The organism is Thermosynechococcus sp. B3 (genome assembly GCF_030323045.1).
Lineage (GTDB): Bacteria > Cyanobacteriota > Cyanobacteriia > Thermosynechococcales > Thermosynechococcaceae > Thermosynechococcus.
Genome location: NZ_CP097584.1, coordinates 1403397 through 1419593 on the forward strand (window position 1 = coordinate 1403397; position 16197 = coordinate 1419593).

At 53.9% G+C, this 16197-nt stretch carries 18 protein-coding genes; 7 read left to right on the forward strand and 11 right to left on the reverse strand.

Annotated elements, in window-relative coordinates:
* Positions 1–16 precede the first annotated feature (16 nt).
* Complete coding sequence (locus M0646_RS07080) at positions 17–352, reverse strand: rubredoxin (protein WP_149819429.1); 336 nt, start codon at positions 350–352, stop codon at positions 17–19.
* A 345-nt stretch (positions 353–697) separates the two neighbouring features.
* Between M0646_RS07080 and sfsA the strand changes: the two genes are divergently transcribed.
* On the forward strand, positions 698–1423 hold the full coding sequence (gene sfsA, locus M0646_RS07085) for a DNA/RNA nuclease SfsA (protein ID WP_149819431.1): 726 nt from the start codon (positions 698–700) through the stop codon (positions 1421–1423).
* Here sfsA and M0646_RS07090 read toward each other — a convergent pair.
* Both M0646_RS07090 and M0646_RS07095 read right to left on the reverse strand, forming a co-directional pair.
* On the reverse strand, positions 1420–1773 hold the full coding sequence (locus tag M0646_RS07090) for a VOC family protein (protein ID WP_149819433.1): 354 nt from the start codon (positions 1771–1773) through the stop codon (positions 1420–1422). The genes sfsA and M0646_RS07090 overlap by 4 nt on opposite strands.
* The gene (locus M0646_RS07095) at positions 1773–2309 is read right to left on the reverse strand and encodes a phycobiliprotein lyase (protein WP_190278015.1); all 537 of its coding nucleotides are present in this window, start codon (positions 2307–2309) and stop codon (positions 1773–1775) included. The genes M0646_RS07090 and M0646_RS07095 overlap by 1 nt, the downstream gene beginning before the upstream one ends.
* A gap of 184 nt (positions 2310–2493) precedes the next feature.
* On the opposite strand from M0646_RS07095, the gene M0646_RS07100 reads away from it, so the two are divergent.
* From M0646_RS07100 to M0646_RS07110, 3 genes are read left to right on the forward strand one after another with little or no spacing between them, the layout of a single operon-like run.
* Positions 2494–2817, forward strand: coding sequence for a DUF2605 domain-containing protein (locus tag M0646_RS07100; protein WP_286625093.1), 324 nt, complete (start codon positions 2494–2496; stop codon positions 2815–2817).
* A gap of 36 nt (positions 2818–2853) precedes the next feature.
* Positions 2854–3135 carry a DUF2973 domain-containing protein gene (locus M0646_RS07105; protein WP_149819439.1) on the forward strand — a complete coding sequence of 94 codons (282 nt, stop codon included), beginning with the start codon at positions 2854–2856 and terminating at the stop codon, positions 3133–3135.
* The gene (locus M0646_RS07110; protein ID WP_286649447.1) at positions 3104–4312 is read left to right on the forward strand and encodes a GTPase family protein; all 1209 of its coding nucleotides are present in this window, start codon (positions 3104–3106) and stop codon (positions 4310–4312) included. Before M0646_RS07105 ends, M0646_RS07110 begins: the two co-directional genes overlap by 32 nt.
* Here M0646_RS07110 and M0646_RS07115 read toward each other — a convergent pair.
* The 5 genes from M0646_RS07115 to M0646_RS07135 all read right to left on the reverse strand — a co-directional run bounded on the left by M0646_RS07115 (position 4309) and on the right by M0646_RS07135 (position 10068).
* Positions 4309–6594, reverse strand: coding sequence for a ComEC/Rec2 family competence protein (locus tag M0646_RS07115; protein WP_286649448.1), 2286 nt, complete (start codon positions 6592–6594; stop codon positions 4309–4311). The two genes, M0646_RS07110 and M0646_RS07115, sit on opposite strands and share 4 nt — an antisense overlap.
* A 95-nt stretch (positions 6595–6689) precedes the next feature.
* Positions 6690–6980: a DUF1816 domain-containing protein gene (locus tag M0646_RS07120; protein ID WP_149819445.1), complete on the reverse strand. Its 291-nt coding sequence runs from the start codon at positions 6978–6980 to the stop codon at positions 6690–6692.
* A gap of 180 nt (positions 6981–7160) precedes the next feature.
* A complete protein-coding gene (gene rsmG / locus M0646_RS07125; RefSeq protein WP_286649449.1) occupies positions 7161–7841 on the reverse strand; it encodes a 16S rRNA (guanine(527)-N(7))-methyltransferase RsmG in 681 nt (226 codons plus the stop codon).
* Positions 7828–8163, reverse strand: a complete 336-nt coding sequence (locus M0646_RS07130; RefSeq protein WP_286649450.1) for a hypothetical protein — start codon at positions 8161–8163, stop codon at positions 7828–7830. The genes rsmG and M0646_RS07130 overlap by 14 nt, the downstream gene beginning before the upstream one ends.
* Positions 8164–8313: 150 nt before the next feature.
* Positions 8314–10068: an iron uptake porin gene (locus tag M0646_RS07135; protein ID WP_286649451.1), complete on the reverse strand. Its 1755-nt coding sequence runs from the start codon at positions 10066–10068 to the stop codon at positions 8314–8316.
* Between the two features lie 309 nt (positions 10069–10377).
* On the opposite strand from M0646_RS07135, the gene radC reads away from it, so the two are divergent.
* The gene (gene radC / locus M0646_RS07140; RefSeq protein ID WP_286625105.1) at positions 10378–11127 is read left to right on the forward strand and encodes a DNA repair protein RadC; all 750 of its coding nucleotides are present in this window, start codon (positions 10378–10380) and stop codon (positions 11125–11127) included.
* A 43-nt stretch (positions 11128–11170) separates the two neighbouring features.
* Here the strand turns inward: radC and M0646_RS07145 are convergent, their stop codons facing one another.
* The gene (locus tag M0646_RS07145; protein WP_286625106.1) at positions 11171–12076 is read right to left on the reverse strand and encodes a polyphosphate kinase 2 family protein; all 906 of its coding nucleotides are present in this window, start codon (positions 12074–12076) and stop codon (positions 11171–11173) included.
* Positions 12077–12279: 203 nt separating this feature from the next.
* On the opposite strand from M0646_RS07145, the gene M0646_RS07150 reads away from it, so the two are divergent.
* Together M0646_RS07150 and M0646_RS07155 are read left to right on the forward strand one after the other, a co-directional pair.
* Positions 12280–12699, forward strand: a complete 420-nt coding sequence (locus M0646_RS07150) for a hypothetical protein (RefSeq protein WP_286625107.1) — start codon at positions 12280–12282, stop codon at positions 12697–12699.
* 13 nt (positions 12700–12712) lie between these two features.
* Positions 12713–13888 carry a hypothetical protein gene (locus M0646_RS07155; protein WP_286625108.1) on the forward strand — a complete coding sequence of 392 codons (1176 nt, stop codon included), beginning with the start codon at positions 12713–12715 and terminating at the stop codon, positions 13886–13888.
* 7 nt (positions 13889–13895) lie between these two features.
* Here the strand turns inward: M0646_RS07155 and M0646_RS07160 are convergent, their stop codons facing one another.
* Both M0646_RS07160 and M0646_RS07165 read right to left on the reverse strand, forming a co-directional pair.
* A complete protein-coding gene (locus tag M0646_RS07160; protein WP_149819459.1) occupies positions 13896–14477 on the reverse strand; it encodes a DUF1997 domain-containing protein in 582 nt (193 codons plus the stop codon).
* Positions 14478–14549: 72 nt separating this feature from the next.
* Entirely contained in the window at positions 14550–16193 is a 1644-nt protein-coding gene (locus M0646_RS07165; RefSeq protein ID WP_399373702.1) for an ABC transporter permease, read from the reverse strand.
* Positions 16194–16197: the final 4 nt, after the last annotated feature.

A 16197-nucleotide genomic window follows, 5' to 3' on the forward strand; every position in this document is an offset into this window, starting at 1 on the left:
GTAACTGTCAATTTGTTTAGCGAACATTATAGAAACTCAGTAGAAAAAGAACGGCAAGGGCAAGACCACCAAAAATGAGGATATTTTTTTGGCCGGGGGTGAGGCGATTCACACCCAAGCCGTAGTTCAGATTTTCCTTGAAGCCTGAGGGGGATCCCACAGGTCCAATGTTGCTAAATTGCTTTTTCGGAGCACTGCACACTGGACACCGCCAGTTTACGGGGAGATCAGCAAAGGCTGTCCCCGGCGGAATCGAGCGATTTTCGTCTCCCTTTGAGGGTTCATAGATGTAGCCGCAGGCACGGCACTCAAACCGATCTAAGGGCGCAACATCAGGGGTTTCGGCGGTCATACCTCAGAAATTTTTAAGATTTGCGACATACATCTTAATACTACGGGATTTAGGGGCGTTTCTTGTGATGAGGACAGGGGAGTTTTCAGGACAATACTGCGAAACTCTAAGACATGTAACGAAAGATCAGACCTTTGCAACATAAATATAAAGAAAAGATTAGGGAAGCCAGCCCTGCCAAGAAGTGATGCCATGATAGGGGTATTCAATTGAGGTCAGCCCATATAGACCTTAACCTTAAATCTCCTTTAATATTCCGTAGAATGCTGGCTTCCATATCACCAAGGGGGCTGGCATTTTACTTTTGGGGGTAGAATAGAGACCTGCACTTTCTACGGGTCGCCTGTGACTCCCACATTGTGTTGGCACTATCCACCGCTCCAAGCAGGAATTCTCTGTCGGCGCTATCAGCGATTTTTTGCGGAGATTGAGTTGACCTCTGGCGATCGCATCACAGCCCACTGCCCGAATACAGGGCCGATGACAGGAATCTGCCAAGTGGGTGCCCCCGTTCAAGTCTCCTACCATGCAGATCCCAAGCGCAAGCTGGCCTATACGTGGGAAATGATTTTCGTTGATGGCACGTGGGTGGGGGTAAATACGAGTTTGCCGAATCGGGTGATTGCTTCCGCATTGGCGGCAGGCATCCTACCGGAACTAGCTGGGTACGGCACTCAGCAGCGAGAGGTGGCCTATGGTCAAGAGCGCAGCCGCATTGACTTTTACTTGGCGGATCATCCCCAACAGCCCCCTGCCTATGTTGAGGTGAAAAATACCACTTGGGCGCAAGGGGGGTTAGCCCTGTTTCCTGATACGGTGACCATGCGAGGTCAAAAGCATCTGCGGGAACTGCAATGGCTACGGCAAACCCAACCTGACACTCGTGTGTGTATGCTCTACTTTATTAATCGCGGTGATTGCGATCGCTTTGCGCCGGGAGACAGTGCCGATCCCACCTATGGACAACTCTTACGCGCCGCCTACAACCAAGGGGTGGAAATTTTGCCCTATCGTTTTGCCATTGAGCCAACGGGCATTCAGTTTTTGGGAACGGCCAAGCTGGTACTCTAGGACACTTGGCTAAGTTCAATCAGATTGCCATCGGGATCTGCGACAAAGATTGCGGTTCGTCCTGAGGCACTGCGCTGCAAGGGAATTTGGGCTGCCACTAGGCGTTGTTCGAGACTGGCTAAATCAGTTACGCCAAGAGCAAAGTGGGGGTTACGTCCCCACCGCTGATCTTGACAGGGATCAACCACCTGCTCCGCTGGGATGAGATGAATTTGCACCGTACCGATTTGATACCAGCGGCCGGGGAATTTCAGGGGGCGATCGACGGGGGTAAGACCCAGCAACCCTTCATAGAAGGCCGCAGCTCGCTCCAAATCCGTGACGTTAATAGCAACGTGGAGAAAGACCATCAGGAATTGGCGGGTTGCGTCACCCCTAAGCGAATTTCTGAGCAAAAGGAGGCCATACTAAAGCCACCAAAGCGCTTGAGAATACTAGTGCGCAGGCGTAGATTGGGGCTGGCAAACCAAAGGCGCTCTTCAGAGTACATGGTTTCGTATTCGGTAATCAGTGTTAGGGCACCATCACTGCCCATACTGAAGCGACCGGCAACCGGTGCTTTTTCGGCATAGCCCATTTCCCGCAGGAGCTTGCCTTCCATCCGTGACCCCTGATCCATGATCGGCACCAGTACCGTTGAGCCTTCGTGCTTCTCGCTGTCCCATTCCATCGTGCCGTCCCAACTGACCCGTGCACCGCACACTGCCCAAGCGGGATCCATGTCATATTGCTGACACAGGGCAATGACCGCAGGATCATCCACAGACAGTAATTCAATGGTTAACTGAGACTTGCCTGACTCAGTTTGCTTAAAGGCCAAGTGATGACTGGTACGTTGGGAAAACCAGCGGCCAGCACTTTGGGCAAAAAAGTCGCGGATGTCCATACCTGCGCACACTATGTAATGGGGACAAGATCAGTATTTTTGAGTCTTTTTTTAGGGTACACCGTCTCTTCGATTCCTTCCAAACGATCGCGCTGAGGAAAGATGCAGTCAAAGATTAACAATGTAACAATATGTAAACGAGTTTAAGATTTAAGATAGAAGTAGGTCGCCCTCATCAATCCCTATGCTGCACTCAAATTTACCTGAACCTCAACTGCTTAAGGTCTTGCTGGAGCCGCTACTCGAAGATTTTCAGTACTGGTTCACGCGATCGCGATCGCTCTTGCAGACAGAAGTGATTCCCTTCTTGAACGTGGCGGAACAGCAGGCACTCCTTGAACGGGTGGAGACGGCCCTCAATGATGTGATTGCTACCCAAAGCCTCTTTCGGGCAACGGACGGCCAAGTGGGGGTTGATACACAGGTACTGATGCAGTGGCATACGCTCTTGATGGAGTGCTGGCAGGTTGCCCACCACTATCGCTTATCCAAATCTTGTGACGCTTAAACCATTCTCGGCGCTTGGCTCGGAGGTGCTCTCTTCATGTTGCAGTTGATCTATATTGTTGCCTTTACAGTCTTGGCACTACTGGCCATGGCTAATCTGATTCGGAGTTTGTTGACCCTCGGCATTGAATCACAACGCCAATTTTCACCGCCACGGGTGACCCATCCCGAACTGTTAGATAGCGATGGTCATGTGATTGATGAGCCCCTGTTGGTGATGCGCTCTCTCAGTGTGGAGGATGCCCGTGCCCAACTGGATGCGATCTACCGCGAATCCCCCAGCTACGGTGACGACGCCCGTGGAGAAACCCAAGCCTAAATTCTTAGGCTCCTATGGGCAGTTCCTGACCCGCTGGTTTCAGGTGGATGCAACGGCACTGGCGGAGGTCTTGGCTAGGGCACGGCAGGAATTAGCGGCGACGGAGGTCTTGCTGATTGGCAAACCTCAATCGGGGAAAAGTTCGATTGTGCGGGCAATGACGGGTGCCGATGCCAGTATTGTCGGGGCGGGGTTTCGTCCCCATACGCGGCAAACACAGCGCTATGACTATCCCACGGCTGAACTGCCACTGCTCACCTTCACGGATACAGTGGGCTTGGGGGAAACGCCAGAGCAAACGGCTGAGGTGGTGGCGGAATTGGATCACCTGTTGCAGCAAAGTCAACGGGCACGAGTGATTATTTTGACGGTCAAGGTAACGGATTTTGCGGGCGATCGCCTGCACCAAGTGGCAAAGGCACTGAAGAAGGCTCATCCAGAGATTCCGTTTATTTTGGCCATTACCTGTCTGCACGAGCTGTATCCCCCCAACCAAGAAAATCATCCCCCCTATCCCCCAGAGATTCCTGAGGTTAATTTGGCGATCGCTGGCCATAAGGAGCGCTTTGCTGACATTAGCGATCGCGTCATTCCCCTTGACTTTACGTTGGAGGAAGACGGCTACACCCCTGTTTTTTATGGCTTTGAGACCCTTGCTACAACCCTAGAGGCAGTGCTGCCCAAAGCAGAAGCCCAACTGCTCCGCGAGCTGATCGCCCAATCCCATCTCAGTGATCAACTGGCTCCCCTCTATCGTCAGGTGGGGCGGCGCTACATTGCCCCCTTTGCAGTGATGGCGGGAACCTTGGCGGCAGTGCCTTTGCCCTTTGCCACGATGCCAGTCCTTGTGGGGGTGCAGGTGGTGATGGTGGTGCTGCTGGGGCAGTTGTACGGTCAGACCCTTTCGCCTTCCCAAGCCGGGGGCATCTTGACCACAATTGGCGGCGGATTTGTGGCGCGGTTGGTGGGGCAACAGTTGATTAAATTGATTCCGGGTTTGGGATCGGTGCTGTCTGCCTCTTGGGCGGCGGCCTATACTTGGGCCTTGGGGGAAGCCGCCTGTGTCTATTTTGGCGACGTGATGGGGGGCAAAACCCCCGATCCGCAGCGCATTCAGCAGGTACTCCAAGAAACATTGGCAACCGCACATTTACGCTTGCGCCAAAGCGAGTCCTAAATCAAGCCATCGTTTTGAGGGGCATTGGCCTTCAGGGAGCCATCGGCCTGCCAGCGCACTTCCCCGGCTTCTCCGACCACAAAATAGGGAATTTCTTTCTCCTTTAGATAGCGGGCGATCGCGGGATCAAGGGCGTTGCGACTAAGAATGACACTGCGCGGCTTGACAATCTCAAAGAGGCGTGGCGTTAATTTTCGCCCCCACCACCAGAGAACCTGCGGTGGCTCCACGGGCGTCACGGCCAGCCAATCCGTTTGAGCGGCATCGCGACTGGGATCACTGACAAAGAGCCACTGACTGTTGCCCATCTCCAAGGTCAAGATAGCCGGATCCGCCCGCAGGACAGTAATTTTCACCTGACCCAGTTGAACGGGTTGCCGCAGGGGAAGCGATTGATGGGGCACCTTGAGGGTGGTCAACATTTCCCGGTAGGCAGGATCACTCTTGGCCGTTGGCACATCCGTAAACTGGCGAATTGGGGTGATCCCATGAATCTCGCGCCAGCCCTGTTGTTGACGGTACTGGCGATCGCTGGCCACCGCCCAATCAATGCGGTTAATGCCCTCTTGAGCCAAGAAAGCCGTTAGCCCTTGGGGATCTCCCCCATTAATGACGACTGTCCCCGCTGGTTGCTGAATCACCAGTGTCGGCACCTGTGTATTGGCGAGAACCGTAGCTTGAAAGAGGGTATTTTGGCGCAGAATAAAGGGCACGAGAACCAGAGTGACACCAAGGGTAAACAGCAAAAACCAACGGCGCCGCCAGCGAGGACTCAGCCACCCAAGGACAATCAGGCCATAGAGAACAACAACTTGCAGCCAACCCAAACTGCCAAGGGCGATCGTTGCCCCCGGCCACTGGCCGATGGTTTGAATCAGCCACAGGAGGAAAGCTGTGGGGTAGTAGAGGAGCCAAGCAAGCGCCGATCCCACAGGCGGAACGAGGAGGCCGATCATGGCACTGATGAAGCCGCCAACCGTCAAGAGAACCAGGGGCAGATTGGCAAGGACATTAGCCAGCAGACCATACACCGGGAAAATACCGAAGATTGCCAAAGAGAGGGGCAGTACCCAGAGGGTGGCCGCGAGGGGTACCGCGACAAAGTTGCGCAGGGGTGTTGGCAACCAATCGAGGCGATCGCTGATCGGTTGAGCACTGACAATGAGACCCAAGGTGGCTAGGAAGCTCAACTGAAAGCCAATGTCCTCAATCCACAGGGGATTGTAGATCAGCATGGCAGTGGCGATCGCCAGCAGAATCACGAGGGGTTGCCCCTTTTGACCATTCACCAAAGCCACCAGACCCGCCAAGCCCATCAACACAGCGCGAATTGCTGAGGGGGCAAACCCACTCAAACAGGCAAAGAGCACCAAGACCCCAGCCCCCAAACCATAGCGCCACTGCTGCGGCAGGAAACGCGTCACCGCCAAGACAACTGCCAACAAAATCGCCGTATGAAACCCCGAGGCCGCCAGAGCATGGGATAGCCCCACGCGCCGAAAGCTGTCGCGCACCTCAAAGGGAATGGCCACCGCGCGGTTCCCCAGCACCATTGCCGAGACCACCGCACCATAGCGATCGCCCAACCCTTGGGCATGGACTTGGATAATCCGCTGCCGCAGTGCCCACAACCCCCAAGGTGATCCCTGATCCAAAATCGTGACCTTGTTGCCTGCTAAGCCAGCAAAGGTGTGCTGTAACTGAAGCTGCCGCCGAAAGTTAAAGGCACGAAAAAACTCACTGCCCCCCCCACGAGGCAGATAGAGCCGCCCCGAAATCTGGATCCGTTGGCTGGGATGTAGCTTTGCCCCTTCCGCTGCTGGCAGTGTCACATAGAGGCGGCCACTGGCTCTCCCTTGCAGCACCTCACTTTGGGCCGGTACTTGACTGAGATTTTGATAGCGCTCCACCCCTAGGAAAAAGCGTCGTCGCCCAGCGCGATTAGGTAGTGGTGTGGTTTCAACACGCCCCTCGACGAGCACCGTTGACGGTAGGTTCAACCCCTCAAGACGGGGCACTAAACTGCTGATGTCATTCACCCCCGGCTGGGGCGTGCGCAGCCACACATAGGCCATCGCTAAAAGGGCAACCCCGGTGGCGATCGCAAAACTTTGACTCGAAGGCAGGCGCAGCCAAACCTTACCGCCCCAGCGCCGCCCGCTGTAGAGCATCCCTCCTAGGGCCAAGACCCCCAGCCAGCCCCACTGAAAGAGACTGAAAACACACCCCGTAATAAAGGCGATCGCCCAGAGAATTCCATCCGCCTTGGTAATGCTGAACATAGCCTTGTTGGGGTTGGCGTCCAGAGACTTAGGAGAAACTTTAAGACGGCATCATGCTTTAGGGACAGAGTTTTAGAACCAATTCAGACTTTAACCTATGTCATGCCAACACTAAGGGGCACCCGCGTCTTTTTTTCGGCGTCAATGGTCACCTCTTCAGGACGGCAGCGCACGACACTGACCTCAAGTCCCTCTGCGCCCTCAGCCTTCAAGTCCTCAATGTAGCCATCCTTCTCTTTTTCCGCCTCCATGGGTGTCAGAAAAGGGCCAAAGTAGTAGGTGCAGGGGGGGGTTTTCGTTTCTATCTTGACCCACCATGCCAGACCCATACCATTGACGAGATCGGCGAGCCAGCTTGTAAAACTTGTATTGCTATCGTTAAACATTGACAGTATTCCTCCGAGACTTGCCAAGTTGCCCTAACCAATCAATTCAATACATTTGTTGGTTTACTCTCTATTTGTGTATAACTGATCCCCCCCTAAATGTGTAGGGTGAAAATTTCAAACCATCGATTGTCATAATTTATTTACATTAAGAGTCCCCACGAGGACAAGATCACTCATTCAACCCTGACGCTGAAGGTAAACGCAGTGGCGCTGGGCATGGCTCAAGGGGGTGGCAAAGGCCTGAATCTCTAGGAGTTGACTGCGGTATCGCGGCAGCAGGGTTCCTAGGGTTTGGGCATCCTCTTTGCTCCACTGACCTCGGTACAGGACTAAAATGCCCCCCAACCGTAATAGGGGCAACCCATAGGCACAACAACGAGCCACATCACCGACGGCTCGAATCAAGGCCAAATCATAGCGGCGCTCATGGGCTTCTGCCCGTCCCCATTGCGGCTGAATGTTGGCCAAACCAACACTTGAAGGGAGAGAGTGCAAAAATTTGACTTTCTTTTGGGTCGCTTCAAGGAGGGTCACTGACCAATCGGGGCGGGCGATCGCCACCGGTACCCCCGGAAAACCACCGCCACTGCCAATATCAATGACCTGTTGAATCTTAGTTCCCCAAGGTGTTCCCCCAGTAGGCTGAAGCCATGGCAAAATCCCCCGCAACGAATCCCAGAGGTGCTTCTCCCAGAAATCAGGGACTGCCGTAATCCGCGTCAAGTTGATCCCTTGGTTGGCTGCGAGGATTGCCCCATAGAAGCGTTGGAACTGTTCCTGCTGTTGGGGTGTGGGTTGCCACTGGAGGGTCTCCTGCCAAGGGAATGGCTCAAGCAATAACGGACTAGGACTCGCCATCACCACCACTGGGCAACTCTTTCTTTGCTGTTAGCACCTCCCACGCCGCTTTGAGTCGCTCCTCAAAATCCTTGACATGGCTAGAGACGGTATCAGCATTCGACTTCAGCTCTGCGATCGCCGTTTCAAGGGCTTTTTGTACATCTGCTGGCAGGGCTTTTAACTGAGCGGCGGCAAAGCGTTGGAGAGCCGCCAAGAGTTCTTTGGCCGCCTCGATCACCTCCTCAGCACTGACGGTTTCTCCAAGGGGCTCAGGGGTGGATGACTCGGCAGCAGCAACCGGTTCTTCAGTTGTTGTGGGTGGGACTTGTTCTTCAGACATGGCGGTAGGCTCCTAAACGTACTCATTCATAACTGCACAACTGGTACCCTTACCTTAGCAAATGCTGCCTTTGATCTTTTGCGGTAACTCGAAAACAAAACCCCACCCCCCTAGGGGTAGGGCATCTATTTCCTCACTAGCTAGGGACAGCTAGAAGCTAAAGGTTGTTCGCACAACCCCCAGAAGCAGCGGCGCGTTGTTACTGTTGCTGTTGGAATTGACCACGGCAATGAGGCCAGGTGTAATTGAAATATTCCGCGAGATCGGAATACGGTATAGCCCTTCGATGTGATAGGAGTTAAAGGTTGCCCCCGGTGCACCCGCTACATTGCGAACGCTAATGGTTTGTGGGGGTTGACCGACAATTAAACCCAGAACATCGCCCTTGCGCCAGATGTCCGGTACAGCAAAGGTGGCGGCCCAGTTTAAGACTTCTGCTTCTCGCCGTGGGCCTGTGAATCCTTGTACCTGATAGACATTGGAGTAGCCGACCCAGCCTGCAATGTTGAATTTTTGAATGGGGCGATAGGTAAACTGAAAGCCAAAGTTATCGGCGGCTGCATTGGCGTTATTGCCGATGGGGTTGGCAGCAGAGCCGGCAAACCCACTGCTTCCCGTTCCGCCAGCAACACCGACACCAAAGGAGCGCACATAGGTAAATCCCATGGCGAGGTTCTTCGCAGGTCGCCAGTCGAGTTGGGCCAAGGCGGCATAGGCACCGTCGAAGAGACCATTAGTATTTGGTGTATTTCGATTTGGATTAGCTGCGTTCGGTGCCTGATAGCTCAGATTTAGGGTTAGGCCAGTGCCCCGCTCTTTATTTTCAAGGAGGGTATAGCGCAGTGTTAAGCCAGCACCGCCACCAAAGCGATAGAGGGGGTTAAAGCGACCAAACCGGCTAATGGCTCCCGTTTCATCGGACTGCAAGAGGGGGTTAAAGGTAAAGACATTCTTGTCGAAATTGCCTGCTGATGCATCAAAGGCAAGGAATAGGCGGTTGGTCAGAGGGGTGCGGTAGTAGAGGTCGTCAATGGTGAATTGGCCGCCAGTGTTGGTGTCATAGCTGAGCCGTGCCATGTTGGTACCGGTAACAGTTCCGTAGTTAGGCATATTGGCCGCCTGAATGCGCACCCGCAGGACATCCTTGCCATAGAAGCTGGTGTCAAAGTTCAGCCGAGCGCGGTAGGTAGCAACGGTATTGTCCTCGATGGTGGGCCCGCGATTGGGAACAGCGTTAGCAGCAACGGCTTGGGTGCCCGTGAGAACATCGGACACATTGAAGATGACTGAAGCGCGTAGTTTAGTAGTGGTGGAAAATTGGGTTGCTTCAAGGTTGGCAACGCGACCTTCTAGATTTGTCACCCGTCCCTTGATCACCGCTAATTCGCTACTAAACTCCTCTGCTAGCCGCTGAAGGGTGGCCAGATCTTCCTTGCTGGCAAAGCGATCGCTGATCACATCCAAGCAGGCGTTCAAGGCTGCAGCCATCTCAAAGCGTGTGGCGGCACGATTGCCACGGAAAGTGCCATCGGGATAACCGGCAATGCAGCCATATTTCTCCACCAGTGAGGCCAAGGCTTGATAGGCCCAGTCCGTGGGGCGCACATCCGAGAGTTGATTCACTGAGGTCACTTGCGGCATTGTCCGCTGCATTCCCAAAGACGGCGCGGGGGCAGGGAGTCGGGGAGCTTGAGCCTCTAAGTCCGCCACTGCTGGCACTTGTGCCACTTGCAAGGGGGATTTTACTGAACGAGTGACTTGTTGCAACTTATCATCAAGAAATCCAGAAGCACTCACATCATTCGTATGGGGTATGTCTTGTAACTGATTCGCAGCTAATGCTGCTGACATTCCCCACGCAGGAGCCAAAGCTAGCCCCAGCCAGACCGCGATCGATCTCGCCATTATTCACTCCTCAATCATGATCAAAGTATCTGCAAGCCTCGATTTATAGGATATTCAAGGGCAATCGGGCGATCGCCCCCAGCACTTCTGAACAGGCAACTCTCACCTGCCCCCTAGGAAAAGTTAGGAGTAGATTCGCAATACGTTCATTGAGGCTGAACAGAGGAAAACGGTTTCTTTACTTTCTTTAGCTTGAACTACTTGCAAATAAAAGTCAACTACTTCTTGCAAATTTCTCTAAACCAGTCCCAACGCTGCTGTGAGGAAACCTTGGTATGCTTTTTAGCAACTCTGTTGATCGCTGCTGTCATGTCCTACTCCCTCCGTGTTGCTGATCTGCCCGTCGGCGATCGCCCCCGTGAAAAGCTACTCAGCCAAGGTGCCCGCTATCTCAGTTCCGCAGAACTGTTGGCGATTTTACTGGGGACTGGTCAAGGGGCGGGCAAACTCTCAGCCGTGGGCTTAGGACAATTTATCCTCAAACAGTTGGGGGAGCGCAGTGGTAACAGTACCGATGCCGTGAGCCTTTTACGCGACATTACCCCAGAGGAATTGATGGCCATCCCTGGTGTTGGCCCCGCCAAAGCCACGACCATTCTGGCGGCTGTGGAGTTGGGGAAGCGGGTCTTTCAGTCGCGACCGGGGGAGCAAACGATCATTGATAATCCTGCCCTTGCTGCCGCTGTCCTCAGTACTGATCTCATGTGGCAACCGACGGAACGCTTTGCCGTTCTCTTGCTGGATGTGCGCCATCGCCTATTGGGGTCTCATGTGATTACCGTGGGAACCGCCACAGAAACGCTTGTCCATCCCCGCGAAGTTTTCCGTGAAGCGGTGCGTCGCAATGCGAGCCGCCTGATCATTGCCCACAACCATCCCTCAGGCAATCTCTCTCCCAGTCAAGCGGATCTGGACTTAACCAAACAAATTCTGCAAGCGGGACAGCTCATCGGGATTCCAGTGCTGGATCATTTGATTCTCGGCAATGGCGATTACCAAAGCCTCCGGGAAACAACCTCCCTATGGCAAGAGGTTCCCCAAGGGGATGGATCTGCCTAAGGATGTTCCCAAGCTCCTCGATTTCGGGAGGCAGTGGCAGCCGTTATTCCTCGTCGTCAGGTTCGTTTTCCAGTAATGCCTTGGCTTCCAGTAACTGCTCTTTGTGGGCTTCACTAACAATTGGGTAGTGTAGGTTCAAACTCGCTAACTTTTGATAAATGAAGTGAGCCACCATCAGCCGCGCAAACCACTTGCGATTGGCGGGAATAATGTGCCACGGTGCCCATTCAGTGCTGGTGTGGCGAAAGACATCGGCATAGGCCGCTCGATAGTCGTCCCAGTGGGCGCGATCGCGCACGTCATCAATCGAAAATTTCCAGTTCTTTTCCGGGCGACTAATGCGCTCCAAAAAGCGTTTTTTTTGCTCTGCTTTGGAGATATTCAGGAAAAACTTGAGGATGAGAATGCCATTGCGGGTTAAGTAACGTTCGTAGTGATTAATGTCCTCAAAGCGCTCTTTCCAGATGTGCTTGGTCTTGGTTTCGGGGGGAAGTTGCTGGCGATTGAGCAAATCGGGGTGCACCCGCACCACAAGAACTTCTTCGTAATAGGAGCGATTAAAAATACCAATACAGCCTCGCTCTGGCAATGCGCGGTTGGCTCGCCACAAAAAGTCATGATCCAACTCCTCGGCACTCGGTGCCTTAAAGCTATACACCTGACAGCCTTGGGGGTTAATGCCACTCATGACGTGTTTGATCGTGCTGTCTTTGCCCGCTGCATCCATCGCTTGGAAAATAATCAGCAGCGCATAGATATTCTGGGCATAGAGAACATCTTGGTAAGCGGCTAGCTTCTTAATGCCAGCGGCAAGGAGTTCTTGGGCTTCGACTTTGCTTTTGAGGCCAGCGGTATCCGCAGGATCATAGTCCTGCCAGTGAAATTTCCCCCCCACGGGAACAATGTAGCGATCGGGGTTAATTTGGTCGAGAAAATCTTGGGGAATCATGATCAGGAGGGGTTGCGGCAGAACTGTATCCTAGCATACATTCTCTCATTGCAGAAAAATCGAAATATCCCCCTTTCGCGGCTATCTTTAACAAATTGTATAAGTCACAGGCAAAACAGAATTCTCTTTGTATGCTGTATCAGTAGGCGAGCGATCGCCCGCCATCGAATCATTTTCTGTCGTTTGCGTTTTGGACAGCCACCGTGGCTCCGATTAAACCTCACAAACTGGATCTCGATGCAAGTTACCCCTGCCCCTGTCGTCGCCAAGGGGAGTTGATGCCGATCGCCCTCACGGAAGCTTTTGGCTGTCGGCGCTGTCAGCAAATTTTTGTCGTCCGTCCCGATGGCTATTCGATTGAGCAGTTGGCCACCACCTATCCCTACAAACGCGCATGGTATTGGACAGGATTGCAGTGGAATCAGTTGCAGCGGGGCTTCTCAGAAAGCTATTGGTATTTTGCGATTGGCCTGAGCTTCTTTTTATTGATGCCTATTCTCCTCTGGCTGCCCTTACTTCTACAATTGTCCTTAAAACCTGAAGGGCTGCTATGGATCATTGCCTCCCTGCTGATTGCACTGATGCCGGCATTTCTAGTCTGGATTGCCCTCTCCCGTCGTTGAATGCGCTACGGCCATGTTGCCTGAGCCGCTAAGGGGGGCGCGGGTCGCCAGTACACACCTCAGCCAAGTTAGCTATGCCCTCCGTCAGGACGCTCTTCGGCGATTGATTGAGGAGTTGGCAACAGCAGAACCCCTCCTGTTGGAGCAAAATACGCTCGATCTTGAATCTAGCCGCGATTTAGCAGTGTCCCAGATTGTTCTTGGCTGGCTACGGCTGACCCATGAGCGCCTGCACCGTATTCGCCAGTGGCTAGAGCACCTCTACCATGCTGCAGATCCATGGCAGCAATCATTGCCAACGCGACCCGAGCGGTTTCAGTATGCCGTGCCCCTAGGGGTGGTGGCCTTGGTCTATGAAGGGCTACCTACTTTAAGTTTGATGCTGGCGGGCATGGCCCTCAAAACGGGAAATGCCCTTGTGCTCTGGAGTGGTGAAAGTAGCCGCTATACTGCTGGGGCGATCGCCAGTCTCATCGAGGCCGCCCTCAGTAAAACCAGTCTGCCCAAAGCCACCATTCAAACCCTCTCCCTGAGTCCAACCAGTTGGCTTGCGGATCCCGTCGCTGTTGATCTCGCCCTTGTCTATGGCCGCTCCCGCTTTGTGGCCGAGCAACGCGCTGCTGCTCGCTGTCCCTTGGTCTCTCTTTCCCTTGGGAATACCTATCTGGTTTGGGATGGTTCGGTGTCGCCAGAGAGTGTCCTCAACTGTATTCAGCACAGCCACCAAGCCAATCCCGATCGCGCCCTTGCCATTGAAAAGGTCATTGTGCTCGGTAATGTCAATCCCTCCCATCTGGCATTTGTGATCAATGAACTGACCCAAGCGGGCTACAAGCAGGGGGTGGATGAGCACTTACACCGCAACTATCCCGAAATTCCCCTCGTGGACGCCAGTGAGTGGCCGCTCCCCTATCTGGATCAACGCTTGGCGTGGCACTACGAAGAGGATCTCACCGCCGCAGTGCATTGGATTCACCAGTATGGCAGCGCCGCCAGTGGGATTATTGCCAGCAGCTACGAAGACTGCCGTGCCTTTTATCAGCAGGTGCAAACCCCCCTTGTCTTTGTCAATCGTCCCCCCCAACTAGAGCGCTTGGATGCCTTGGCCATTGGTGCTGCTGCAAGGGGTTGCCAGCGGGGACTCTTTGGCCTTGGGCAATTACTCAGCACCAAGCAGGTCTATCTGTAGGGAAGTTTTAGCTGGAACTGACAGGGACAGGCGTGAGCCAATCGCCACTGCCATTGGTTTCCACTTCCGTGAGCCAGCGTTGATAATCGGCGACAAGGTGTTGACTGAGGCGTTGTTTCATCGTTAACAGAACGCTCTTGAGTAAGCCATTGCCGGTGGCTTCGAGAATCGGGCGCGGTGTGAGATCCAAAGGCGGCGGAATATCCACGCCCACCTGCAAGTCAGCTAGACCAATCAAATCCGTGCCGTTTGCCGTTGCTTGGGGAGACAAGTAACCTTCGAGGGCAAGGTGAAAGCGGCGATTAATGTAGTCCACGCCGCGAATTTCACAGCCGAGGGAGCGCAATTGTAAAGAGCCATCGCTATTAGCATGGACAGCCAGATCCACCGTGGGCTGCAAGCTGACCATGAGAAAGTTAAGGGGACGCATCTTGAGGCGAAAGCGATCGCTACCCAAAAATTCCACTCGGGTTGGATCGGTGAGGGCATAGACAAGCCGCTGGGGTTGGCGCAGGTAGTGCTGCAAGGGAGCCGTGGGTGTTTCAATACTGAGGCGCACAGATTGGCTGGCCTTAAATTCTAAGTACATAGCACACCTAGCGAACGTTGTTTCTAATGTAACGAATTATTAAGAAGATTGGTAAACGGTAAACCGAACTCCCTAATCTGCCCAGCGGGTTTGCCGTCCCAGCCAAATGACCGGAATGAGACCGACGACCACCAAGGCCAAAGCACTTAAGGCGGCTTCGGGAAGTTGCTCATCAGAGGCAAAGCGGTAAACCTGTATGGCTAGGGTATCAAAGTTAAAGGGACGAATCACCAATGTTGCAGGCAATTCCTTCATCACATCGACAAAGACCATCAGGGCAGCGGTAAAAAGGCCGGGCACCATCAGCGGCAAGTGAACCGTGCGCAGAATATTCCAGGGCGATCGCCCCAATGTCCGCGCCACCTCATCCAAGGACGGACGAATCTTCACTAGGCTGGCCTCCACACTGCCCAAGGAAACCGCCAAAAAGCGTACCAAGTAGGCATAGATCAGGGCTGTGATTGTGCCACTGAGAATCAAGCCCACTTCCACCCCCCACAGGTGCTCAGTGACATCGTTAATGACGTTATCTAGCCACCCCAAGGGCATGAGAATCCCCACCGCAATCACCGTACCGGGAATGGCATAGCCCATCGCCGCAATCTGTGTTCCCCAACGCACCCAAACCGTTGGCAGCAAGCGATGCCCATAGGCCAAGAGCAGGGCAATGCCCACCGCCAAAACCGCAGAGAGGGTGGCCAAAATCAAGCTGTGGCTGGCGTGTTCTAAAAATTCACGGCTGAGGTGCAGTTGTTGGTAGCTGATGGCCAAGTAGAGGAGTAACCCGCCGGGGAGTAGAAGACCAAAGAACACCGGTAGGGCACAGACCAGCCAAGCCAAAGCGGCTCGCCAGCCTTTGAGCACGTAGGGAATGGGGCGATCGCCCCCGCGATTGTAATAGCGTGCCTTGCCCCGAGACCATTTCTCCACGAGCAGCAGGGCAAAAACAATCACCACCAAAACTGAGGCCAACTGCGCCGCCGCCACGCGATCGCCCATGCCAAACCAAGTGCGGTAAATGCCGACGGTGAAGGTATCCACACCAAAGTACTGCACAGTACCAAAATCATTGAGGGTTTCCATGAGGGCGAGGCTTGTACCCGCAGCGATCGCTGGCCGAGCAAGGGGCAGCGCCACCGTCCAAAAGCTGCGCCAAGGCCCACAGCCAAGGGAACGACTGGCCTCTAAGCTACAGGTGGCCTGCTCCAAAAAGGCTACCCGCGCCAAGAGAAAGACATAGGGATAGAGAACGAGGGTGAGCATGGCGATCGCCCCGCCAAGGGAGCGGATATTGGGAAACCAGTAGTCACCGTAGCCCCAGCCTGTCACCTCCCGTAGCCACCCCTGAATGGGACCTTCAAAGGCGAAAAACTCCGTATAGGTATAGGCCAAAACATAGGCGGGTGCTGCCAAGGGGGTTAACAGTAGCCATTGCCACCAGCGCACCCCCCAAAACTGACAGTTGGTGACCAGCCAAGCAGTACTGACACCAATGACAATCACCCCTGCTCCCACCCCCAACATCAGCCAGAGGGAGTTGAGTAAATAGTCGGGTAAAACGGTTGTGGCCAAATGGTGCCAAGTGTCACCCGTATTCACAAAGAGTTGACTGAGAATGACCAAAATCGGTACCGCAATCACCACTGCAATCAGCGACACCACTAACTCCCAGGGTTTGAGCTGAACCAGCTGCGGCATTCTCATGGATTTCAACATCGGG